The sequence below is a fragment of the Pseudomonas sp. CFBP13509 genome (assembly GCF_005233485.1).
GTDB classification, from domain to species: domain Bacteria; phylum Pseudomonadota; class Gammaproteobacteria; order Pseudomonadales; family Pseudomonadaceae; genus Aquipseudomonas; species Aquipseudomonas marginalis.
Window position 1 is genome coordinate 74,790 of the sequence record NZ_QGAA01000022.1, and the last position, 20,306, is coordinate 95,095.

General features: G+C 59.5%; 20 protein-coding genes. 10 read left to right on the forward strand and 10 right to left on the reverse strand.

Going from position 1 to position 20,306, the window contains the following annotated elements; translation table 11 throughout:
• Nucleotides 1-102: 102 nt before the first annotated feature.
• On the reverse strand, nt 103-456 hold the full coding sequence (locus PspCFBP13509_RS27120) for a hypothetical protein (RefSeq protein ID WP_027603153.1): 354 nt from the start codon (nt 454-456) through the stop codon (nt 103-105).
• Nucleotides 457-612: 156 nt separating this feature from the next.
• Here PspCFBP13509_RS27120 and PspCFBP13509_RS27125 point away from each other — a divergent pair, with 156 nt between their 5' ends.
• The gene (locus PspCFBP13509_RS27125; RefSeq protein ID WP_137212946.1) at nt 613-1,431 is read left to right on the forward strand and encodes a shikimate 5-dehydrogenase; all 819 of its coding nucleotides are present in this window, start codon (nt 613-615) and stop codon (nt 1,429-1,431) included.
• 58 nt (nt 1,432-1,489) lie between these two features.
• On the opposite strand, the gene PspCFBP13509_RS27130 is transcribed toward PspCFBP13509_RS27125, so the two are convergent.
• The gene (locus tag PspCFBP13509_RS27130) at nt 1,490-2,140 is read right to left on the reverse strand and encodes a YceH family protein (protein WP_065926946.1); all 651 of its coding nucleotides are present in this window, start codon (nt 2,138-2,140) and stop codon (nt 1,490-1,492) included.
• Between the two features lie 205 nt (nt 2,141-2,345).
• Between PspCFBP13509_RS27130 and PspCFBP13509_RS27135 the strand changes: the two genes are divergently transcribed.
• The gene (locus tag PspCFBP13509_RS27135) at nt 2,346-2,855 is read left to right on the forward strand and encodes a DUF1993 domain-containing protein (protein WP_065926947.1); all 510 of its coding nucleotides are present in this window, start codon (nt 2,346-2,348) and stop codon (nt 2,853-2,855) included.
• A 58-nt stretch (nt 2,856-2,913) separates the two neighbouring features.
• Here PspCFBP13509_RS27135 and PspCFBP13509_RS27140 read toward each other — a convergent pair whose 3' ends face one another.
• From PspCFBP13509_RS27140 to sstT, 3 genes are all read right to left on the reverse strand, one after another.
• Nucleotides 2,914-4,905, reverse strand: coding sequence for a 3'-5' exonuclease (locus PspCFBP13509_RS27140; protein WP_065947076.1), 1,992 nt, complete (start codon nt 4,903-4,905; stop codon nt 2,914-2,916).
• Nucleotides 4,902-6,635, reverse strand: a complete 1,734-nt coding sequence (locus PspCFBP13509_RS27145; protein ID WP_137212947.1) for a DEAD/DEAH box helicase — start codon at nt 6,633-6,635, stop codon at nt 4,902-4,904. The genes PspCFBP13509_RS27140 and PspCFBP13509_RS27145 overlap by 4 nt, the downstream gene beginning before the upstream one ends.
• 168 nt (nt 6,636-6,803) lie before the next feature.
• Nucleotides 6,804-8,024: a serine/threonine transporter SstT gene (gene sstT / locus PspCFBP13509_RS27150; RefSeq protein ID WP_065926950.1), complete on the reverse strand. Its 1,221-nt coding sequence runs from the start codon at nt 8,022-8,024 to the stop codon at nt 6,804-6,806.
• A 232-nt stretch (nt 8,025-8,256) separates the two neighbouring features.
• Here sstT and PspCFBP13509_RS27155 point away from each other — a divergent pair, with 232 nt between their 5' ends.
• Nucleotides 8,257-9,414: an MFS transporter gene (locus PspCFBP13509_RS27155; RefSeq protein WP_065926951.1), complete on the forward strand. Its 1,158-nt coding sequence runs from the start codon at nt 8,257-8,259 to the stop codon at nt 9,412-9,414.
• 4 nt (nt 9,415-9,418) lie between these two features.
• On the opposite strand, the gene nhaR is transcribed toward PspCFBP13509_RS27155, so the two are convergent.
• Nucleotides 9,419-10,321, reverse strand: coding sequence for a transcriptional activator NhaR (gene nhaR, locus PspCFBP13509_RS27160; RefSeq protein WP_065926952.1), 903 nt, complete (start codon nt 10,319-10,321; stop codon nt 9,419-9,421).
• Nucleotides 10,322-10,455: 134 nt separating this feature from the next.
• Between nhaR and PspCFBP13509_RS27165 the strand changes: the two genes are divergently transcribed.
• From PspCFBP13509_RS27165 to mnmH, 4 genes are all read left to right on the forward strand, one after another.
• Nucleotides 10,456-10,707: a hypothetical protein gene (locus PspCFBP13509_RS27165; RefSeq protein WP_065926953.1), complete on the forward strand. Its 252-nt coding sequence runs from the start codon at nt 10,456-10,458 to the stop codon at nt 10,705-10,707.
• Between the two features lie 29 nt (nt 10,708-10,736).
• On the forward strand, nt 10,737-11,486 hold the full coding sequence (locus PspCFBP13509_RS27170; RefSeq protein ID WP_065926954.1) for a TerC family protein: 750 nt from the start codon (nt 10,737-10,739) through the stop codon (nt 11,484-11,486).
• A 94-nt stretch (nt 11,487-11,580) separates the two neighbouring features.
• Nucleotides 11,581-12,615 (forward strand): selenide, water dikinase SelD, encoded by a 1,035-nt coding sequence (gene selD / locus PspCFBP13509_RS27175; RefSeq protein ID WP_137212948.1) that lies wholly within the window; start codon nt 11,581-11,583, stop codon nt 12,613-12,615.
• A complete protein-coding gene (mnmH, locus tag PspCFBP13509_RS27180) occupies nt 12,615-13,715 on the forward strand; it encodes a tRNA 2-selenouridine(34) synthase MnmH (RefSeq protein WP_065947079.1) in 1,101 nt (366 codons plus the stop codon). The genes selD and mnmH overlap by 1 nt, the downstream gene beginning before the upstream one ends.
• Here mnmH and PspCFBP13509_RS27185 read toward each other — a convergent pair.
• Together PspCFBP13509_RS27185 and PspCFBP13509_RS27190 are read right to left on the reverse strand one after the other, a co-directional pair.
• A complete protein-coding gene (locus PspCFBP13509_RS27185) occupies nt 13,705-14,760 on the reverse strand; it encodes a permease (protein WP_137212949.1) in 1,056 nt (351 codons plus the stop codon). The genes mnmH and PspCFBP13509_RS27185 overlap by 11 nt on opposite strands.
• A 45-nt stretch (nt 14,761-14,805) precedes the next feature.
• A complete protein-coding gene (locus PspCFBP13509_RS27190) occupies nt 14,806-15,507 on the reverse strand; it encodes a histidine phosphatase family protein (protein WP_065947080.1) in 702 nt (233 codons plus the stop codon).
• Nucleotides 15,508-15,760: 253 nt separating this feature from the next.
• Here PspCFBP13509_RS27190 and PspCFBP13509_RS27195 point away from each other — a divergent pair, with 253 nt between their 5' ends.
• The 3 genes from PspCFBP13509_RS27195 to hemB all read left to right on the forward strand — a co-directional run bounded on the left by PspCFBP13509_RS27195 (nt 15,761) and on the right by hemB (nt 18,395).
• Nucleotides 15,761-16,459: a glutathione S-transferase N-terminal domain-containing protein gene (locus tag PspCFBP13509_RS27195; RefSeq protein WP_137212950.1), complete on the forward strand. Its 699-nt coding sequence runs from the start codon at nt 15,761-15,763 to the stop codon at nt 16,457-16,459.
• Between the two features lie 3 nt (nt 16,460-16,462).
• Nucleotides 16,463-17,302 (forward strand): PhzF family phenazine biosynthesis protein, encoded by an 840-nt coding sequence (locus PspCFBP13509_RS27200; protein WP_137212951.1) that lies wholly within the window; start codon nt 16,463-16,465, stop codon nt 17,300-17,302.
• Nucleotides 17,303-17,420: 118 nt separating this feature from the next.
• Nucleotides 17,421-18,395, forward strand: coding sequence for a porphobilinogen synthase (gene hemB / locus PspCFBP13509_RS27205; protein ID WP_065926960.1), 975 nt, complete (start codon nt 17,421-17,423; stop codon nt 18,393-18,395).
• A gap of 423 nt (nt 18,396-18,818) precedes the next feature.
• On the opposite strand, the gene PspCFBP13509_RS27210 is transcribed toward hemB, so the two are convergent.
• Both PspCFBP13509_RS27210 and PspCFBP13509_RS27215 read right to left on the reverse strand, forming a co-directional pair.
• Nucleotides 18,819-19,202: a hypothetical protein gene (locus PspCFBP13509_RS27210; protein ID WP_137212952.1), complete on the reverse strand. Its 384-nt coding sequence runs from the start codon at nt 19,200-19,202 to the stop codon at nt 18,819-18,821.
• Nucleotide 19,203: 1 nt separating this feature from the next.
• A partial coding sequence (locus tag PspCFBP13509_RS27215) for an RHS repeat domain-containing protein (protein WP_137212953.1) occupies nt 19,204-20,306 on the reverse strand: 1,103 nt, incomplete at its 5' end.

The window sequence follows — 20,306 nt, forward strand, 5'->3', positions numbered from 1 at the left end:
CCATTGTCCTCAGAGCGACCTTGGCAGGATAAATCCGGACGTTACCCACAAGAAAAGGCCCCGCGGGTGGGCGAGGCCTGTTGCATAGCTGACGGTTGAGACTTACCAGCCGCGGCGGTAATAGCCGTGGGGCGGGCCATAGTAGCCACGCGGTGGGCCGTAGTAGACCGGCGCCGGGCGGTAATAGACCTCCTGCTGCACGTACACCGGTGGCGGTGGTGCGTAGTAGACGGGCGGGGGCGCGGCATACACCGGCTGTGGTTGCACGTAGACCGGCTGCTGCACATAGACCTCACGGGGCTGGCTGGCCACCACGGAGCCCACTACGGCGGCGCCGACCAGGGCACCCAAGACGGCTGGGCCACCCCATCCACCACCATGGGCGGAGGCTTGGCCTGCCATAGCGAGTGCACCTACCAGCAAGGCGATCTTGGGGATTGTACGAATCATGGTCATTCCTCGGTTAGCCCCTGCGCTTGTGGTCTGCAATCAATAGACTCAAGTAATGTCGCGGGGATACTTTTAAGACAACGTATTTCTGAAAAACAGCACGGCCGCTAGGTAAAGGTTGTGTAAGGTCTGTACCGATTTGCTTACTCAAAGGAGTTATCCATGCAGATGCACCCCAACAAGGACACCCAACTGTGCATGTCGCTGTCGGCCCGCCCTGGGAATTTTGGCTTGCGTTTTCATAACCACCTGTACGAACAGCTGGGGCTGAACTTCTACTATAAAGCCTTCAGCAGCCAGGATTTGCCCGGCGCGATAGGTGGTATCCGTGCGTTGGGCATCCGGGGTTGCGGGGTGTCCATGCCCTTCAAGGAGGCCGCCATTGCCTTAGTGGACGAACTGGACGATTCGGTTCAAGCCATCGACTCCCTGAATACCATCGTCAATACCAATGGCCATCTCAAGGCCTACAACACCGACTACATCGCCGTCGAACAATTGCTCAAGAAACACGCCGTGCCGCAGGATTCGACCTTCGCCCTGCGTGGCAGTGGCGGTATGGCCAAGGCCGTGGCGAGCGCCTTGCGGGATGGCGGTTACGCCAATGGTGTGATCGTGGCGCGTAACGAAGCGGCGGGCCGGGCGTTGGCGCATAACCTGGAGTATGAGTGGCAGGCGGAACTGGGCGATTTGCGCCCGCAGATGCTGATCAACGTGACGCCCATCGGCATGACCGGCGGGGCCGAGGCGGATGCCCTGGCGTTCGAGGCGGATGCCGTGGATGCAGCGGACACTGTCTTCGATGTGGTGGCGATCCCCGCCGAAACGCCACTGATCGTGCGTGGACGGGCCAAAGGCAAGCGGGTAATCACTGGGCTGGAGGTGATTGCGATCCAGGCGTTGGAGCAGTTTGTGCTTTATACCGGCGTGCGGCCTACGGATGAACAGTTCCAGGCAGCAGTAGCCTTCGCCCGCAACTGAAGGCCACTGCAGCTCTAAATGTGGGAGGGGGCAAGCCCCTCCCACATGTTTGACCGTGTCAGGCCTGTTCCAGCTGTGCCAATCGCTCCTCCAGAGCTGCAATTCGTGCTTCAAGCTCTTCGATACGATCCAGTGAGACTGCGCCGGCAGAGCGCTCCACCGGGCTTCCCCGCGCCGCGATAATCACCTCGATGTCCGCCGGATCCCCCAGCGCATGGGTATAGCGATCTTCCCGCTGCCCCGCCTGACGCGGCACCAGCAGCGCCAGCCCGCGGGCAATCAGGCGCTCCAACTGGTGCACCACCTGCTCGGCATCCTCGAAGTCATGCATGCGCCCGCTGCGGGTCAGCAGTTCGTTGACCGTCTGCGGCCCACGCAAGAACAGCAGCCCGGTCAGGATCACCTGGGCCGGCACCAGTTCCAGCGCCTTGTCCACGCGATGCTCCCAGCGGTCGGCACGGCTGCCCATCACCAGGCGCGTGAAGCCTTGGCCTTCCAGTGCTCGCAGACTCTGGCCAACCTGGCCCTGGCTCAGGTTCATCACCGGCTCGCGGCTGGTCTTCTGGTTGCAGGCCAGGACCAGGGCGTTGAGGGTCAGGGGATAGGTTTCCGGGTTGGTCGCCTGTTTTTCGATCAGGCAACCCAGGACGCGAATTTCCGTGCTGTTCAGGCGCGGCTCAGGGGTGTCGGTGTCGTGCTCGGCGGTCATCGCGCTTTCCCTATGCAGTGAATGGGGGCGTTCTCAATTAGTTTCCCCGCCGCGTTGTCGCCTTAAAGCGGGCCAGGCCCAGCGCGGCGAGGAAACTAATTGAGAACGCCCCCGCCTAGCGTAAGCCGGAAAAAATAAAAGACAAGCGCCTGGCGTGTCTATAATCGCCGCTGGTTCCAACCCTGCCACTACCCATGAGACTGCCATGACTATTTCCCTGTACGCCGCCTCCATCCCGGTCTTCAAGCAAATGCTCAGCGCCCTGAGCGATGTGCTGAACAAAGCCGAAGCCCACGCCACCGCCAAGAACATCGAACCCAACGCCTTGCTGCAAGCGCGGCTGTTCCCGGACATGTTCCAACTGGTGCGCCAGGTGCAGATCGCCGTCGACTTCGCCAAGGGTGTTTCCGCACGCCTGGCTGAGATCGAAGTGCCAAAATACGAAGACACCGAAGTCACCTTCGCCGACCTGCAAGCGCTGATCGCCAAGGTGCTGGCGTTTGTCGACACCATCAAGCCCGAGCAAGTCGACGGCAAGGAAGGCATCGAGATCATCACCCGCCCAGGTACGCCGAAAGAGAAGCGCTTCAGCGGCCAGTCCTACCTGCTGACCTACGGCCTGCCGCAGTTCTTCTTCCACGTCACCACCGCGTACGCCTTGTTGCGTCACAACGGTGTGGAAGTGGGCAAGCGTGACTACATGGGCGCTTTCTAAGCCCAGGCATCGGAAAAACGCCCGGAGCTGTTCTTTGCCGAATGGCCCTGGGCGTTTTTTATTCCATCCCGGTGTGGACAAACACCCCCGCAATTTTCTCCGGCAGCGGGGTAGACGAGATCAGCACAAGCCGTTGGCCTGCGCGAGTCATCGCCATATACAGCTTGCGAGCATTCTGTTCCAGCTCGTCGGCCGTGATGCCAACCTTCTGCTCGATAATCCTGAGCAATTTTTCCAGCCCAACCAGAAACACTACGTTGGCTTCCAGTCCGGTTGCACTTTCAACTGTCGCGATTCGCAGCGTTTCATCATGACCGGGTACGACGTCTGGATCATTCATGTCCCAGATTCGCTCGGTGCCGAAACTCTTCTTCAGGGTTTTCATTAACAGCGCTTTGTCTATGCCCTTGCCATACAGCAGCAACATCGCCGACAACGGTAATTCATAGCTGTTCCGATGCGCTCCAATTTCATTGCAGGCCTGGACAACGGCATCCTGTGGAGAGGGCGACAGAACAAACAGCGGCGGTGTACCTGCTTCCATACCGTCGAAGTCTGGTTGCAGATACTCGTCCGGATCGGTCTGTGTAATATCGGCCAGCATCTGGCTGGCAGCGCTTAGTATGGCCTGGGTGGTGCGATACGATTTGCGCAGCTTTTTGGTCTTGCCCGCCACATCCAGGCCGACTCGTTTCCAGCTAAGGCGGCTCTTCAGAAAGCCCTGATTCGGATCAGCGCATAAAAACAGCGTTCCCTCGGTTTTTTCCAGGGTGAGTTTGATCAGTTGGAACCACGACGGTGCGAAGAACTGCGCCTCGTCCACCAGAATGTGCTGATAGGCTTCCAGCGTGTCTGGGCGATTGGCCAGGCACAGATCACGGGGGAGCGAGCTCCATAAACGCAGCCCATGCTGATTGAACAGGGCTTTGGTCACCCGTTCGTACAGCGCCCAGACCTGTTGTCGCTCCTCTTTGCGCAGCGCAAAGCCCTGGCCTGCCCGTTCTGCCTTGAGATAATCAGGCTCGTCGATGACGACGTTGTCGTTTATAAAGTTGAACTCATCAAGCAACTGGTTATTGTCCGGTTTCAGTTCCCGGTATTCCGTGTCGCGAAAATGCTGAATAAGGCCTATGGCTTCGGTAGTGAACTTAGGCATCTTCAGTGTTTCTTTAAACAGCGCCCTCCATTGCCTTGAGATCCAGCCCAGCGCCGTCATGATGGTGAGGTTCTTGGGGATTTCCCCATAGACGCGCTGCAGGCGGTGTTTCAGATCTTTCACGACAGGAACGTTGTGAATCAGCATGAGAACCTGCTGGTCAGGGAATTTCCTGGCCAGGATATAGGCGCGACTGGCAGCAATAAGCGTTTTGCCGCTGCCCGCTACACCATTGATCAGCCGCACGGAAAAATCCCCCGCCATTTCCGTTTGCTCATCCGGAAGGTCCAGGTCGAGCTTGCTGGCCCACTCTTGCTGAGGGTCCAGAAAGTAGCGCAGCGTGCGGGCACTGTTGTCGCGCGAAAACTGACGGCGTGTTGAGCGGAGCCCGGCTATTTCGGCCTCGGAAAAGTAACGGCCCATAAGGGTCTGCCGGGTTTCCGAAGACAGTGCCTTGAGCAGCTTGGGCAGTTGTTCTGCACCGGACTCAAGGAACGTCTTCTTCGACATCAGCCAGATTCCCCGACCTTCGCAATGCCTTGACCAGAGGATTTTACTTTGCTCGGAGTCGCAGCCCCACATCACCACCATCTTGCGCATGGCCGGGATACCGGCCTGGGTTTCGAATGTTCCCAGTTTCTCCAGCATCTGGCTGAATGCTGTCTGCTCTGCGGTCAAAAACAGCTGGTCCGGGTCCAGCGTATCGTACGGCAACTCGCACACCATCAGCGCCAGCCACTCAAGCTCACCGCGCTGTAGGAAAAAATCCGGTGCCCAACTGTCTTGGGTCAGGCATTTGCGGACGACGTAGTCATCCTCAAGCTTCTTGAGTACCCGCTTGCACTGTTGCTGGGAGCCGCTGCTGCGCTGCCATTCGGGTATGAAAAGAGTCATAGCGGGAAATTTACCTTATGGCATTGGCTGATCAACTGGCGGTATTGCTCAGCCCAGGCCTGTGCTGTTTCGCTGGAACAGATGATCCCGTGCTGCAGCTCCGGCCCGATGATGATCAGCTTGGTCATCGCGCGTGTGATGGAAACGTTCAGGCGCTCAGGCTGAAAGAAAAATGTCCCGATTGCACTGATAAACGCTTCGTCGCCACTGCACAGGGACAGGATCACCAACTCCCGCTCCTGACCCTGCATACGCTCGACAGTATCCGCGACGATTGTACTGGCGGCCTCGCTGCCGAACTGTTTGGCCAGCGCCTTGCGAATGGCTCGACCCTGAGCACGGTAGGGCGTCACGATGCCGATTTCATGGAGTGGCAGCCCCATGTCGTTCGCTTGCCGGCACAACTGGACGACGCACCTGGCGTCTGCTGGGTTGCGGTTCCGCGCTTTTGCGTCCTGCGTCGGGATGAACACCGCGCAGGTTTGCGGATCAAGCGCTTCGCTGACATCTGCCTGATGAATGGGCGACAGGAGACGGTCCTTGTTTCGCCCGGCGGCGCGTAATCGCCCGCCGTAATACATTTGGCTGGGCCACTGGGTCAGCCAGCGATTCATCCGGTAGGTTTCTTCAAGCATTACCGTGTGATCGGCATCCTGAGCCGTCAGGCGGGCGAACACAGACATGGATTCTTTTGACAGAACCGAGCGAGAAAGCAGTACGGGGGGAAGTTGTTTCTGGTCGCCGATGAAAATAAAGCGTTTGCCCTTGCGCATCGCCATCAGGGCGAGAGGTACGGTGATCTGACTGGCCTCGTCGAAGATCACCGTGTCGAAATTGTAATTGGACAATGAGGAACACGTTGCAAAAGGCGTGGCGCCAATCACATAACCTTGACCTGCCTCTGGCATCCCTTCCCATCTGGCCGGTTCGGCTGCCCAGTCCACGTGTTTGTCGAGGTCTTCCCGGCGGCCACCGACCTTGACGGTCGGCACATCGCGCGCAGCAATCTTACTCAGAGCGTTGTTGATGGCCATGTGTGTATGCGAAGTGATGAACACCCGTTCGCCGCGCTCGACCAGCAACTGAGCAATCAGGGCAAGGGCTCTGGTCTTGCCGGTACCGGGTGGACCTTGAATGCAGGCGACCTGTTCAGCACCGAAGGCAAAACCCACGGCCTCGGCTTGTTTCTGGTTGCAGCCCTCTTTGAGCGCGATCTGCTCGGCGTATTCGAGGTCCGCGTCATGGAAGCCGATATTGGGAGCATCGCCGAGCAAAGGAAGAATCGCGTTGTTACCGTGTATGTCGCTCTCAATATCCTGCAAGGTTTGAAGATATTTCGGCGTCAGGTCCATGCCATCAGGGTCCGCGTAGCAAACACCTTCCTGATAGCTCTCCCAAATGAGCATTGCCTGATCCGAACTGAGAAGCCAGCGATCATCCTCTTCCTTTTCGAACTTCATGGCCTGGCATAGCAGCGGGCCTTGGGCATCGCCCAGATGCAGACGCAGCAAGTCACCTGCACGAAAGCGCGATTCGTTGTCGTCGAGGTAGGCCCACAGTAATTTGGCTGTATCGCCACGTTCGAGTCGAACGAAGCCCTGTGTCCAGCCCTGCAGCAACTTGTCCTTCAAGGGACGTTCCCATACCTCTTGAAGTTTTTGCCAGTTGGCGGCCTGTTCGGCGTATACGAAGTCGTACAGTTTTTGAATCAGGGGGTGCTGTCCGAGCATGGCGGTGAACAATCCTTATCGACCGAGGCATCTGTTGGCAGTGTTACATAATGTTTGTCGTGGTTGCGAGCCAGCACGTGGCACGGAAAACCCGACCAGCCCATACAAAAAAAGCCCGGCGCCGTTCTTCATTGAAGAACGGCGCCGGGCTTGCTTACGCTGGCTGTTTTAAACCGACTGCTCTTCCTTGCCCAGGCACGCCGCCGCGGTAAACAGCACATCGGTGGACGAATTGAGCGCGGTTTCCGCCGAATCCTGCAACACGCCGATGATGAAGCCTACGGCCACCACCTGCATGGCGATTTCGCTGGGGATACCGAACAGGCTGCATGCCAGGGGAATCAGCAGCAGCGAGCCGCCGGCCACACCCGACGCACCGCAGGCACAGATCGCCGCGACCACGCTGAGCAGCACGGCAGTCGGCAGGTCCACGGCAATGCCGAGGGTGTGCACGGCCGCCAGGGTCAACACGGTGATGGTGATCGCAGCACCGGCCATGTTGATCGTGGCACCCAGTGGAATCGACACCGAGTAGGTGTCTTCATGCAGGCCCAGGCGTTTGCTCAAGGCCAGGTTCACCGGGATATTCGCCGCCGAACTGCGGGTAAAAAACGCGGTGATGCCGCTTTCGCGCAGGCACATCAGCACCAGCGGGAACGGGTTGCGGCGCAGTTTCCAGAACACGATGGCCGGGTTGACCACCAGTGCCACGAACAGCATGCAACCGATCAGTACCACCAGCAGGTGGGCGTAGCCGAGCAGGGCGCCGAAGCCCGAAGTGGCGAGTGTCGAAGCCACCAGGCCGAAGATACCCAGCGGGGCGAAGCGGATCACCACGCGCACGATCAGGGTCACGCCGTTGGACAGGTCGTCGAGCACCGTGCGGGTGGTCTCGCCGGCATGGCGAATGGCAATGCCCATGCCGATGGCCCAGGCCAGGATGCCGATGAAGTTGGCGTTCATCAGCGCGCTGATGGGGTTGTCCACCACGCTCAACAGCAGGCTTTGCAAGACCTCGCCGATGCCGCCGGGAGCGCTCACGGTGGCGTCATGGGTGGCGAGCACCAGCGATGAGGGAAACCACATGCTGGCAATCACCGCCACCACGGCGGCGGCAAAGGTGCCCAGCAGGTACAGGAACAGGATCGGCTTGATATGGGTTTCCTGGCCGTGTTTATGGTTGGCGATCGACGCCATCACCAGCACAAACACCAGGATCGGCGCCACGGCCTTGAGCGCGGCAACAAATACCTTGCCGATAAACCCGGCGGCCTTGGCCGCCTCCGGCAAGAGCAGGGCCAGCAGGATACCGGCGATCAAGCCGATGACGATTTGCGTGACCAGGCTGATGCGGGCCAGGCGTTGGAAAAGGGAAGGGGCAGCAGTCATATAAAGGTTGTCTCTAGTTTTTTTAAGGGCGCAGCAATGCAGGCGGAAAGAGCTGTAGGAAGCAGGGCGCGAAGTCTAGCATGCCGCTGGACCTGTCCCGGCCGCTGCGGCATTGGGTCACCGGGGCTTCGCAAAAGCCGGACATACTCTGTTAAGATTCTCCCCTCTCACCTTTCCTCTCCGTCAGCGGGCCCTTCGGGCTGTCGTTGATGTCGTCGTTTCTGGAGTTTTCATGCTGTTTCCCATCCTGCTGCTGTCGGCCGCCGGTTTTACCGTGCTGACCACAGAATTCGTTATCGTCGGCCTGTTGCCGTCCATCGCCCGGGACCTCAACGTCAGCGTGTCCCAGGCCGGCCTGCTGGTGACCTTGTTTGCCTTTACCGTGGCGGCCTTTGGTCCGTTTCTGACCGCGTACTGCGCCCGTTTCCCCCGCAAGCGTCTGTTTATCAGCATCCTGCTCCTGTTCGGCGTGGCCAATACCGTGGCCGCATTGGCGCCGAATATCTGGGTGATGGCGTTGGCGCGCTTGATCCCGGCCCTGGGCCTGCCGGTGTTCTGGGCCCTGGCCAGTGAAACGGCGGTGGATATTGTCGGCCCCGAATACGCCGGGCGCGCCATCGAAAAAATCGGCTTCGGCATCGTCTGCGCCACGGTGTTCGGTATCCCGGTGGGCACGTTGATTTCCGATATGTTCGGCTGGCGCGCCGCGTTTGCGATCCTCGCAGTGGTCGCGCTGGCCAAGGCCTTGCTGCTGTTTATCTACCTGCCGGTGACCCAGCCGAAGAACGACCAGGTGTCGTTGCGCTCGCAGTTCAAGATCCTGCGCAACCCGCTGATGCAAGGTCATATCCTGTTGTCGGTCCTGGTGTTCAGCGGCATGTTCACGGCGTACACCTACCTGGCGGACATCCTTGAGCGCCTGGCCGGTTTCGACGGCACTCTGGTGGGCTGGTGCCTGATGGGCTTTGGCGCAGTGGGGCTGATCGGCAACTCCCTGGGCGGGCGTGCGGTGGACCGTCACCCGCTGATCGCCTCGATGGTGTTCTGCGGTTTCATGATCGCCGGCATGGTCGCGCTGGTACCTGCGATCCACTCCACGGTCGGCCTGGCGGCGGCGATGGCGGTGTGGGGCGTGACCCAGGCGGCGCTGTTCCTGGTCAGCCATGTGCGGTTGATGAAGGCCGCACCCCATGCGCCGGCGTTTGCGGCGTCGTTGAATATCGCCGGGGCCAACCTGGGCATTGGCCTGGGGGCCATGGTCGGCGGGCATGTGATCGACACCCTCGGCCTCGGCAGCCTGGGTTTTGCCGCTTCCGGGTTTATCCTGGTGTCGATCCTGCTGGCGCTGTGGCTGATGACCGCCAGGCCAGCGGCCGCGTCCAACGCCTGAACGCTCAGGGCAGGGCGGTAAACAACTCTCGCCGTGCACCTTCGGTTATCGCCACGATGCCGGGGTGCTTGACCTTGCGTTCCACCGAGATCGCGTAGAACGATTCGGTGACGGCATCGGTCTGGCCAATCAACGCCACCCCGTACTGGCGCACCACCTCATCGGCGATCACGCTGGGCGCGATAAAGATCCCGCTGCCGGATTGGCCAAAGGCCTGCATCAAGGCGCTGTCATCGAACTCGCCGATGATCCTGGGCAGGATCTGCTGCTCGGCAAACCAGCGCTGCAAACGGCTGCGTACTACGGTTTCCGCGCCGGGAATCAACAGGGGCGCGCCGTGCAGGCACTGTGGGAAGTCACCGGCGTACCTGTCAGCCAATGCCTGGGTGGCGAAAAAACTGATGCCACATTCCCCCAGTTTCTGGCTGTAGCCCTTGATATCCAGGTGCGAGGGCATGGGGCTGTCGGAGATCACCAGGTCCAGGCGCTGGATCGCCAGGTCGGCCAATAAACGCTCGAGTTTGTCTTCACGGCAGGTAATGCGCAGGGGCTCGCTCAATTCCATGGTCGGCGCGATCAGTCGGTACACGATGGACTTGGGCACCACATCCGCCACCCCGACCCGAAACAGGATCTGTTGCTCATCGGGCTGCGCGCGCAGCATCGCCTCCAGTTCATTGCCGGTCTGGAACATCTGTTCGGCATAGGGCAGGGCCTGGCGCCCGGCTTCGGTGAGTTCAAGCTGGCGGCCTACCCGCTGAAACAGCGCAATCCCGTAGGTTTGCTCCAGCAGGCTGATCTGCCCGCTGATGGTCTGTGGCGTGAGGTTCAGTTGCTCGCAGGCGCGCACGATGCTGCCGGTCTTGGCCACTACCCAGAAGTAATGCAACTGTCGGTAATTGAGCATGATGATCGTCGCTTCGTAAAAACCGAAGTATACGCGAGGAAAATACGAATTTTCCTGAACTGTTTGCCTGCATAGAATGCCTCGCTATCGCGGGGCCACTATTTGGACCCAATGGTTCTAACGAGGAAGACATGATGAAACTCAATTTCCTGAGCGCGGCATCGTTGCTTGCGCTTTCATTGGTGATGATCAGCGGTTGCGATCAGGTCGAAAAAAGCGCGCAACAGGTCATGGGCAAAGCCACCGAGTCGGCCAAGCAAGCCATCGATGACACCCAGAAAGCTGCCGAGCAGGCGTTGAGTGAAGCGACAAATGGCCTGATCAATCCACAAAAAAAGGACGATCAGGAAGAAAACGAGTCTGAATCGAACACCAAAGAAACCTAATCTCCCCAGCACAACGTCAGGACTGACCTATGGATTACCTTTTACAACTGGCCGCCAGCCCTACCGCCTGGATTGCCCTGGCCACCTTGATCGTTATGGAAATCGTGCTGGGCATCGATAACCTGATCTTTATCTCGATCCTCACCAACAAATTGCCGGAGAAACATCGGGCCAAGGCGCGACGCATCGGTATCAGCATGGCGCTGGTGTTGCGCCTGGGCCTGTTGAGCACCATTGCGTTTATCGTGCAATTGACTACGCCGGTGTTCGAAGTGCTCGGCCAGGCGTTCTCATGGAAGGACATGATCCTGATCGCCGGTGGCCTGTTCCTGGTCTGGAAGGCCACCACCGAGATCCATCACAGCATGGACCCTGAGCCCGAAGAGAAGACCAGCACCGGCAATGTCGTGGCCATCGGCTTTGCCGCAGCCATCGGGCAGATCCTGTTGCTTGACCTGGTGTTCTCCATCGACAGCATCATTACCGCCGTGGGCATGACCGAGCACTTGCCGATCATGATCATCGCCGTGGTGACCTCGGTGATCGTGATGCTGGTGGCGGCCGAGCCGTTGGCCAAGTTCATCAACGACAACCCGACCGTGGTGATGCTGGCCCTGGGCTTCCTGATCATGATCGGCATGACGCTGATCGCCGAAGGCTTCGGCGCCCATGTGCCTAAAGGCTACGTCTACGCGGCCATGGCCTTCTCGGCGGCCATCGAGTGCCTGAACATCGCTCGGCGCAACCGTCACAAGCGTCTGCTCGCTGCCCGGCAGTAACGCTGCAACCCCAAAGGCCGGCTGTGCTCACAAGAGCCCAGCCGGCCTTTTGCTGTCTGTTAGAATCCGCCCACTTGATAGCTTGAGGTCCACCATGAACGAGCCGATTCGCCTTACCCAGTACAGCCACGGCGCGGGTTGTGGCTGCAAGATTTCGCCCCAGGTGCTGGAAGTGATCCTGGCTGGCAGCGGCGCGCAGAACCTTGACCCCAACCTGTGGGTGGGCAACACCTCCCGCGACGACGCGGCGGTGTACGCCATCGACGATGAGCGTGGCGTGGTCTCCACCACTGACTTTTTCATGCCGATTGTCGATGATCCCTTCGATTTCGGCCGCATCGCCGCCACCAATGCCATCAGTGACATCTACGCCATGGGCGGCGACCCGTTGATGGCCATCGCCATTCTTGGCTGGCCGGTGAACGTGCTGGCGCCGGAGATCGCCCGTGAAGTGATCCGTGGCGGCCGCTCGGTGTGCGACGAAGCCGGCATTCCGTTGGCGGGCGGGCACTCCATTGACGCGCCCGAGCCGATCTTCGGCCTGGCCGTCACCGGCATCGTGCAAAAGCGCCATATGAAGCGCAACGACACCGCCACCGCGGGCTGCCGCCTGTACCTGACCAAACCGTTGGGTATCGGCATCCTCACCACCGCCGAAAAGAAGGGCAAGTTGCGTGAGGCTGATATCGGCCTGGCCCGTGACTGGATGTGCACCCTCAACAAACCCGGCAGCCGTTTCGGCAAGCTGGCCGGTGTGACGGCAATGACGGATGTCACCGGTTTCGGTCTGTTGGGCCATTTGGTGGAGATGGCGGACGGCAGCGCCGTGACCGCACGTATCGAATACGACAAAGTCCCACGTCTGCCCGGGATCGAGGACTACCTGGACCAGGGCTGCATGCCGGGTGGCACCTTGCGCAACTTCGACAGCTACTCGAGCAAGGTCGGGCGTCTGCAGGAATTGCACAAACGCGTGCTGTGCGACCCGCAGACCAGCGGTGGCCTGCTGATCGCGGTCGCGCCTGAAGGCGACGCAGAATTCCATGCGGTCGCCGCCGAGCTGGGCCTGAACCTTGAGCCCATCGGCGAACTGGTTGAGCGACAGACCCACGCGGTAGAGGTGGTTTGATGGCAACTGACATCACCGATTACCGCGACATTTTCCTCAACGACCGGCCGATGATGGACACCCGTGCACCGGTCGAATTCGCCAAGGGCGCGTTCCCCGGCGTGATCAACCTGCCGTTGATGACCGATGACGAGCGTCAACGCGTCGGCACCTGCTACAAGCAGCAGGGCCAGCAAGCCGCGATTGTGCTGGGGCATGAGCTGGTGTCGGGGGCGATCAAGGCTGAACGCATCGAACAATGGGCACGGTTTGCCCAGGCCAATCCTGACGGTTTCTTGTATTGCTTCCGTGGCGGGCTGCGCTCGCAGATCGTGCAGCAATGGTTGAAGACCGAAGCCGGCATCGAGTACCCCCGGGTCGGCGGTGGCTACAAGGCCATGCGGACCTTCCTGCTGGATACCCTTGACCAGGCGGCCGCCCACTGTGATTTCGTGTTGCTGGGCGGTATGACCGGCACCGGCAAGACCGAGGTGCTGGGCCAGTTGCGTAACGCCCTGGACCTGGAGGGCCATGCCAACCACCGCGGTTCCAGCTTCGGCAAACGCGCCACGGCGCAACCCTCCACTATTGACTTCGAAAACCGCCTGGCGGTGGACCTGCTGAAAAAACGCGCGGGCGGTATCGAGCAGTTCGTGGTCGAGGATGAAAGCCGCATGATCGGCAGCTGCGCGCTGCCGTTGCCGTTGCACAAGGGCATGCAGACCTTTCCGATGGTGTGGCTGGAAGACAGCGTCGAAGGCCGTGTCGAGCGCATCCTGCACGATTACGTGATTGACCTTTGCGCAGAATTCATCGCGGTATTTGGTGAGCAGGGGCAGGCGTTGTTTGCCGAACGCCTGACCCAGGGCCTGGCCAATATCCACAAGCGCCTGGGCGGCGAGCGTTTCCAGCGGTTGCAGGCGATCATGCAGGATGCTCTGGCGGAACAGCTGCGCAGCGGCGCCGTGGACCTGCATCGCGCCTGGATTGAAGGGCTGTTGCGCGAGTATTACGACCCGATGTACGCCTTCCAGCGTGAAAGCAAAGGCGCACGCATCGAGTTTGCGGGAGAGCAGGGCGCAGTCACGGCCTATCTGCGCGAGCGCGCCCTCAGAGGATAAGCGCGCCGATCAACCCGCACACCACGCCCACCAGCATGGTCAACCCGGCCACCGTCACCAGCACCCGCGCATCGAAATCCTTGCGCAGCATCAACAGCGACGGCAGGCTCACGCTGGGCAGGGTCATCAGCAAGGCCACGGCCGGGCCGGTGCCCATGCCCAGGGTCATCATGGTTTGTACGATGGGGATCTCTGCCGCTGTAGGAATCACAAACAGCGTGCCGACAATCGACAGGGGCACCAGCCACACCAGGCTGTTGGCCATGGCGCCGTCCACGTGGGGGAACAGCCACACCCGTGCGGCACCGAGCACCAGCACCGCCAGGATATAGATCGGTATGGTGCTCCAGAACAGCTGCCACAGGGTACGCAGCCAGCGACTGAAGAAGGGTTGCGCTTCGACCTGGCTGGCCTCGGCCACCGCGTCCAAGGCAACTTCCGGCACCTGGTCCGGCCGTGCGATGCGTTGTGCCACCAGTGACACACCCACCACCAGCACAATGCCCGCCACCAGCCTCAACGCGGTAAAGCCCCAGCCCAGTACAAAACCCATGAACACCAGCGTCGCCGGATTCAGCACCGGGTTGGCAATCCAGAAGGCCAATGCCGCGCCCACCGACACCTGCTGGCGGCGCATACCGGCCGCGACGGGCGCCGCGCAGCAACTGCACATCATCCCCGGCAAGGCGAACAGCCCGCCGCGCAAGGTCGAGCCGAGGCCGGCACGGCCAAACAGGCGCAGCAACCAGTCGCGGGGGATCAGCACTTGCAGCAGCGAGCCGAGGATCACCGCCAGTACGGCAGCCTTCCAGATCGCCAGGAAATACACCTGGGCGTAGGCCAGCGCTGCTGCCAATGGCGAGCTTTGTTGATCGTTGAGGATCGAGGCGCCGATGCTGTGGTTGTCAGCGGCGACAAACGCCTTGAAGTAGTAGGGCGACCACTTCACGTAGTAGAGGCCGACGCAGGCCACCAATAGGAAGAGGGCAGGTTTCCACCAGAACGACCAGCCCCGGACGGGCTGGGTGGAGGCGAGGTTGGGCATGGGGGAGGGTCCGCAAATGAGTCAATAGCGGTGCATCATACGCCCTCAGCTATCGGCACTCACCTGTGTTGGCTGCGGGCAGGTTTCTTCACCGTCGTTCAGGCCCTGCTTGTAGTTGCGGCTGAGCAACGAGGCTTTGCCGTTGTGCCAGGTCAGCGTCAGTACGTACAGCGTGTCGTAGTCGCTGCCGGACCAGTCGTCGGTAATCGTGTGTTTTTCGCCGGAGGCCTCACTGGCCACCTTGTTGATCAGCTCCGGCAGGTAGCCGTGGGACCACGCGGTGTAGATGGTGGCATTGTGGTATTTGTCTTCCACCAGCTCGTCGGCCAGGTCGCTGGTGTCGTTGGCCGAGAACTTGATGTTCACCGGCAGGCCCAACTTGATGGCGCTGGGGCTGATGGTCATCAACGGGCGAATATAGCTGTAGGAATTGTCCAGCTCACCTTCCTCGACATTGCGCGTCGGGTTGGCGGCAAACACGAAGTTGGCCTTGCCGAATTTTTCCGGCAGCAGGGTGGCCAGGTTCATTGCTCGGTTCAACCCTTGGCAATTGAGTTGGCCCAGGCCGCCGGCCGGTTTCTCGGCGTGGCGCAGGAACACCAGGGTTTGCACGCCGTCCACCGGTTGGGCGCGGCTTTCCCGGGCGTCGAGGGCGGCAACCATGGCGCCGCTCACCAGCAAAAGGGGCAACATGATGTAGGCGTAGTGTTTCAGTCGTTGCACAAGGCGCAGAGGCTTGATCGTCATTATGGGTTCGAGTCTTCGTGCGTCACGTTAAGGCGGACAAGCCTGGCCCCAATGACGCCTGGGGCGTCCTGCGGGTATTCCGTGTCGGTACAGCGAGGTGCCTCCATTCACCGTTTGAGCGCACTTAAGAGTGCACGCGGGCGTATTGGTTCGCCCACGGGGGATAATAGCCCGCTGATGTTGCGCATTGATGACCCATGCAGGACGTGGGACAGATGATTATCATGGGGGCTTTCCGCCAGGGAGTTTCCCGATGAACCCGATCGCCGCGTTCCCGATCAACAGCAAATGGCCCGCCCGGCAGCCGGAGCGCCTGCAACTGTACTCGTTGCCCACGCCCAACGGGGTAAAAGTCTCGATCATGCTCGAAGAGCTGGGCCTGCCTTATGAGGCGCACAAGGTCAGTTTCGAGACCCAGGACCAGTTTTCCCCCGAGTTCCTGTCCCTGAACCCCAACAACAAAATCCCCGCGATCATCGACCCCGACGGCCCGGCGGGGCAGCCGTTGGCGCTGTTCGAGTCAGGCGCAATCCTGATCTACCTGGCGGAAAAATCCAGCCAGTTGCTTTCCGAAGATCCGGCGACACGTTATGAAACGATTCAATGGCTGATGTTCCAGATGGGGGGCATCGGTCCGATGTTTGGCCAACTGGGCTTCTTCAATAAGTTCGCCGGCAAGGACTACGAAGACAAGCGCCCCCGCGACCGTTACGCCGCGGAATCCCGTCGCCTGCTGGACGTGCTGGAAAAGCGCCTGCTCGGCCGCACCTGGATCATGGGCGACGACTACAGCATCGCCGACATCGCCACCTTCCCCTGGATTCGCAACCTGATCGGTTTCTATGAATCGGGCGATCTGGTGGGCATTGCCGACTTCCCTAACGTACTGCGCGCGCTGGACGGCTTTGTCGCCCGGCCGGCGGTCATCCGTGGCTTGAATATTCCGAGCTGAAGCATGCCGACTTTCGATTTCAAACAACTGGATGTATTCAGCAGCGTGTCGCTCAAGGGCAATCCGCTGGCCGTCGTGCTGGGTGCTGACAGCCTCAGCGACCAACAGATGGCTGACTTCGCCAAATGGACAAACCTCAGTGAAACCACGTTTTTGCTGACACCGCGCGATGCTCGGGCGGACTACCGGGTGAGGATCTTTACCACCTTGCAGGAGCTGCCGTTCGCCGGGCACCCGACGCTGGGCAGTTGCCATGCGTGGCTCAAGGCGGGTGGGGTACCCCAAGGCGAGGAGATTATCCAGGAGTGTGGAATCGGCCTGGTGCGTATTCGGCGTCAAGGCGATGAACTGGCGTTTATTGCACCGCCGTTGATGCGCTCCGGCCCTGTGGACTCCGCGCTGCTGGAGCGCGTTCGCCTGGGATTGGGCCTGGCGCCGGGGGCCATTGTGCGCAGCCAGTGGGTCGACAATGGCGCGGGGTGGCTCGCGGTGATGCTGGCTGACCGTGATCAGGTCCTGGCCTTGCAGTCGGACTATTCGCAGCTGCTTGGGCTGGCCGTCGGGGTGATTGCTCCTTGCAACCCGGCTGACGACGTGGACGCGCAGTTTGAGGTGCGTGCCTTTGTCGCAGGCGACGGGGCCCAGGAAGACCCGGCCACCGGCAGCCTGAATGCCGGCGTCGCGCAATGGCTGCTCAGCGAAGGACTCGCACCTGAGTGCTACGTGGTCAGCCAGGGCACGGCCATGGGGCGTGCGGGGCGTATTCGCGTTGAGCGCCAGGGTGATGAAATCTGGGTCGGCGGCGCCGTTGCGGTGTGTATCGAAGGTCGTCTACAGCTCTAGATCAATACATTATTACGGCCCCCGCAATACACTGTTGGCCCCTGGGCATTTGTGCTGTCGGGGCCTTGGGGCATAAGCTTTCGCCCCAAAGATTTCCCGCCACTTTTTCAGGACAGCCATGACCAGCCAGTTCCCCCAAGCCCGTCCACGCCGCCTGCGCCGCTCCCCGGAGCTGCGTGGCTTGTTCCAGGAAACCGAGTTCACCCTCAACGACCTGGTGCTGCCGATTTTCGTCGAAGAAGAAATCGACGACTTCGTGCCGATCACCAGCATGCCCGGCGTGCAACGCATCCCGGAAAAGAAGCTGGCTGCCGAGATCGAGCGCTATGCCCGTGCCGGTATCAAGTCGGTGATGACCTTCGGCGTGTCCCACCACCTGGACGCCAACGGCAGCGACACCTGGAAGGAACGCGGCCTGGTCTCGCGGATGTCCTCGATCATCAAGGACGCGGTGCCGGACATGATCGTAATGTCCGACACGTGCTTCTGCGAATACACCGACCACGGCCACTGCGGCGTGATGCACGGTGCCCATGTCGACAACGACGCGACCCTGGTCAACCTCGGCAAGCAAGCCGTTGCCGCCGCCCGCGCCGGGGCCGACGTGATCGCCCCCTCGGCCGCCATGGACGGCCAGGTCCAGGCCATCCGCCGTGCGCTGGATGAAGCCGGCTTCACCCATATCCCGATCATGGCCTACTCCACCAAATTCGCCTCGGCCCTCTACGGCCCCTTCCGCGAAGCCGGCGGCAGCGCGCTCAAGGGCGACCGCAAAAGCTACCAGATGAACCCGATGAACCGCCGCGAAGCCGTGCGCGAATCGCTGCTGGACGAACAGGAAGGCGCGGACGCACTGATGGTCAAGCCGGCCGGCGCCTACCTCGACATCATCCGCGACATCCGCGAAGCTTCGCGCCTGCCGGTGGCGGCGTACCAGGTCAGCGGCGAATACGCGATGATCAAATTCGGTGCCCAGGCGGGAGCGATCGATGAGGACCGGGTTGTGCGGGAAACGTTGGGATCGATCAAGCGGGCGGGTGCGGATTTGATCTTTACCTACTTCGCGATGGACTTGGCGTTGGCTGGGATCTAAGGGCAACGTAACCCACCCTTGGTGAGCGAACACTTGTGGTGAGCGAGCTTGCTCGCGTTGGGCTGCGTAGCAGCCCCATGCCCACGATCTACCTTAAATACTTCATCTGCCTGACTAACTACATTCTGTGAAGTTTGAATTGTTTGATTGGATGAAGGGGAGGTAATCGCTGGTCTGAATTTTATATATTTTTCCTGGCTTTTGAATAGAAGGCTGCGGAGGATTGAAAGTTTAGGTTGATGTTTCGTTTCAGTAGTCCGTGCAGGCGGTGATTGGGTTTCCGTCTGTATCTAGTATTGTTGTTGATTTTCTTTATGTTGCATATTCAAAAATGTGTATTTTTTATAGCTCTCTCCGATTGATTTCCGCTGGTTGAGCATTTTTTTATATGTAATTTACGGCTGTGAGTAAGTGAACTTATGCTCAAACATTTGTTGGGTGAAGAAGAATGTCATTTGTTATCACTTCAACAAAGCTGGGCTTGCCGGTGATTGGCTTGTCAATTTCAATCAAAATTACTGAATCGCCGATTTTTAGTATTGAGCAACTTTGGTCTGCATCTTGGATAAGCTCGCCGATAATTTTATGAGCCCCATTCGCAGAAGCGATCTGTGGTGTTTTTACAGATGAGGACATGATGTTTTGTCCCCATGAAAATATTTCATCAAGTTCTAACTCTACATCCAGAATTTCACCAGTTTTTAACTTGGTTCCGTTCCATAAAGCTGTGGCATTTCCAAAAGGTGAGTTGAATTTTACTCTCACAGTGCCTTTGTCAGAAAAAATATCAGTTATTTGTATCTTCATTTCACTTCTTCGTCAGGGGAACGCGTACAACAGTATTGTCAACGTTCATGGTGTTGGTTTTTATCTCGAACGTCCATGTCTCCTCATGATAGTGATGCTTGCTTGGCTTGCTATTCATTTCATGGGCCCCGTAACGAATACTTCTTTTTGCGTCGCTGGAAACAATTCTGTCGCGGTCGGGCTTCCCAGTTCGTGGGTTGGTGTTTGTGTGAGGGCCAGGTCCTAGAAATTCATCCCATTTCTGAATGGTTTCTTCCGGCTTTACAGGTTTATTGGCAAAGGTCTCCTTATGGTAGCCCAGTGTAGGTGGAGAGTTGGAGCTTGTGGGACTGAGTGGGCTGCCTTCATTAACCTGTGCTTTTCCCGCTGGATCTTCAGCACTGGGGTTCGACTTGCATTTATCCCCGCCTGGACAGGTACTCAGACCTAACGGATCCACCCAACCCATAGGGTTCGGCACGTACTGATACGCGTTGATCCCACCCGCCAGCTTCACCGGATCAGGCGTCAGGTAACACCCAATATCCGGATTGTAGTAGCGATGGCGGTTGTAGTGCAGTCCGCTTTCCTGATCAAAGTACTGACCCTGAAAACGTAGCGGGTTGTCGATTGTGCCTTTGTCGAGTCGGCTGATCTGGCCGTAGGCGCGGTAATGCGCGGACCAGACGATGTCGCCGTCTGGAGAGGTGAGTTCCTGCGGTGTGCCGAGGTGGTCGAGTTGGTAGTGATAGGGCTTGGTATCTATTGGGCCGAAGCCTTCCAACAGAACCAGCGGGCGAAAGCTGTCGGGCTCATAGAGATAGCTGCGATGGCGATCCGCATGGTGCTCGGCAATCAGCCTGTCGCCTTGCCAGAAAAACTCCGTCGTTAGGCCGTCCACGGTTTTGCTGATGCGTCGCCCAAACGGGTCATAGCGATAGCTGGCGGTTTGGCCGTTGGGTTGGGTGAGGCCTATCAGCCGATGCTGGCAGTCGTAGCGGTATTCGGTGACGAGTTGATGGCCTTTGCCACGTCGCTCGCGGATGAGGTTGCCGAAGGCGTCATAGTCGTAGTGGCGGTCGCCCTGGATCATCAGGCGGTTGCCGGCGACGATGTCGGGGCCGG

Excerpts from the sequence above, each read along its gene's own strand:
- hemB (WP_065926960.1), top strand. The coding sequence starts at position 17,421 with ATGACCAGCCAGTTCCCCCAAGCCCGTCCACGCCGCCTGCGCCGCTCC.
- PspCFBP13509_RS27155 (WP_065926951.1), top strand. The coding sequence starts at position 8,257 with ATGCTGTTTCCCATCCTGCTGCTGTCGGCCGCCGGTTTTACCGTGCTG.
- PspCFBP13509_RS27140 (WP_065947076.1), bottom strand. The coding sequence starts at position 4,905 with ATGACTCTTTTCATACCCGAATGGCAGCGCAGCAGCGGCTCCCAGCAA.
- PspCFBP13509_RS27185 (WP_137212949.1), bottom strand. The coding sequence starts at position 14,760 with ATGCCCAACCTCGCCTCCACCCAGCCCGTCCGGGGCTGGTCGTTCTGG.
- mnmH (WP_065947079.1), top strand. The coding sequence starts at position 12,615 with ATGGCAACTGACATCACCGATTACCGCGACATTTTCCTCAACGACCGG.
- PspCFBP13509_RS27135 (WP_065926947.1), top strand. The coding sequence starts at position 2,346 with ATGACTATTTCCCTGTACGCCGCCTCCATCCCGGTCTTCAAGCAAATG.
- PspCFBP13509_RS27210 (WP_137212952.1), bottom strand. The coding sequence starts at position 19,202 with ATGAAGATACAAATAACTGATATTTTTTCTGACAAAGGCACTGTGAGA.
- PspCFBP13509_RS27120 (WP_027603153.1), bottom strand. The coding sequence starts at position 456 with ATGACCATGATTCGTACAATCCCCAAGATCGCCTTGCTGGTAGGTGCA.
- PspCFBP13509_RS27195 (WP_137212950.1), top strand. The coding sequence starts at position 15,761 with ATGAACCCGATCGCCGCGTTCCCGATCAACAGCAAATGGCCCGCCCGG.
- sstT (WP_065926950.1), bottom strand. The coding sequence starts at position 8,024 with ATGACTGCTGCCCCTTCCCTTTTCCAACGCCTGGCCCGCATCAGCCTG.
- PspCFBP13509_RS27130 (WP_065926946.1), bottom strand. The coding sequence starts at position 2,140 with ATGACCGCCGAGCACGACACCGACACCCCTGAGCCGCGCCTGAACAGC.
- PspCFBP13509_RS27190 (WP_065947080.1), bottom strand. The coding sequence starts at position 15,507 with ATGACGATCAAGCCTCTGCGCCTTGTGCAACGACTGAAACACTACGCC.
- PspCFBP13509_RS27165 (WP_065926953.1), top strand. The coding sequence starts at position 10,456 with ATGAAACTCAATTTCCTGAGCGCGGCATCGTTGCTTGCGCTTTCATTG.
- selD (WP_137212948.1), top strand. The coding sequence starts at position 11,581 with ATGAACGAGCCGATTCGCCTTACCCAGTACAGCCACGGCGCGGGTTGT.
- PspCFBP13509_RS27200 (WP_137212951.1), top strand. The coding sequence starts at position 16,463 with ATGCCGACTTTCGATTTCAAACAACTGGATGTATTCAGCAGCGTGTCG.
- nhaR (WP_065926952.1), bottom strand. The coding sequence starts at position 10,321 with ATGCTCAATTACCGACAGTTGCATTACTTCTGGGTAGTGGCCAAGACC.
- PspCFBP13509_RS27145 (WP_137212947.1), bottom strand. The coding sequence starts at position 6,635 with ATGCTCGGACAGCACCCCCTGATTCAAAAACTGTACGACTTCGTATAC.
- PspCFBP13509_RS27170 (WP_065926954.1), top strand. The coding sequence starts at position 10,737 with ATGGATTACCTTTTACAACTGGCCGCCAGCCCTACCGCCTGGATTGCC.
- PspCFBP13509_RS27125 (WP_137212946.1), top strand. The coding sequence starts at position 613 with ATGCAGATGCACCCCAACAAGGACACCCAACTGTGCATGTCGCTGTCG.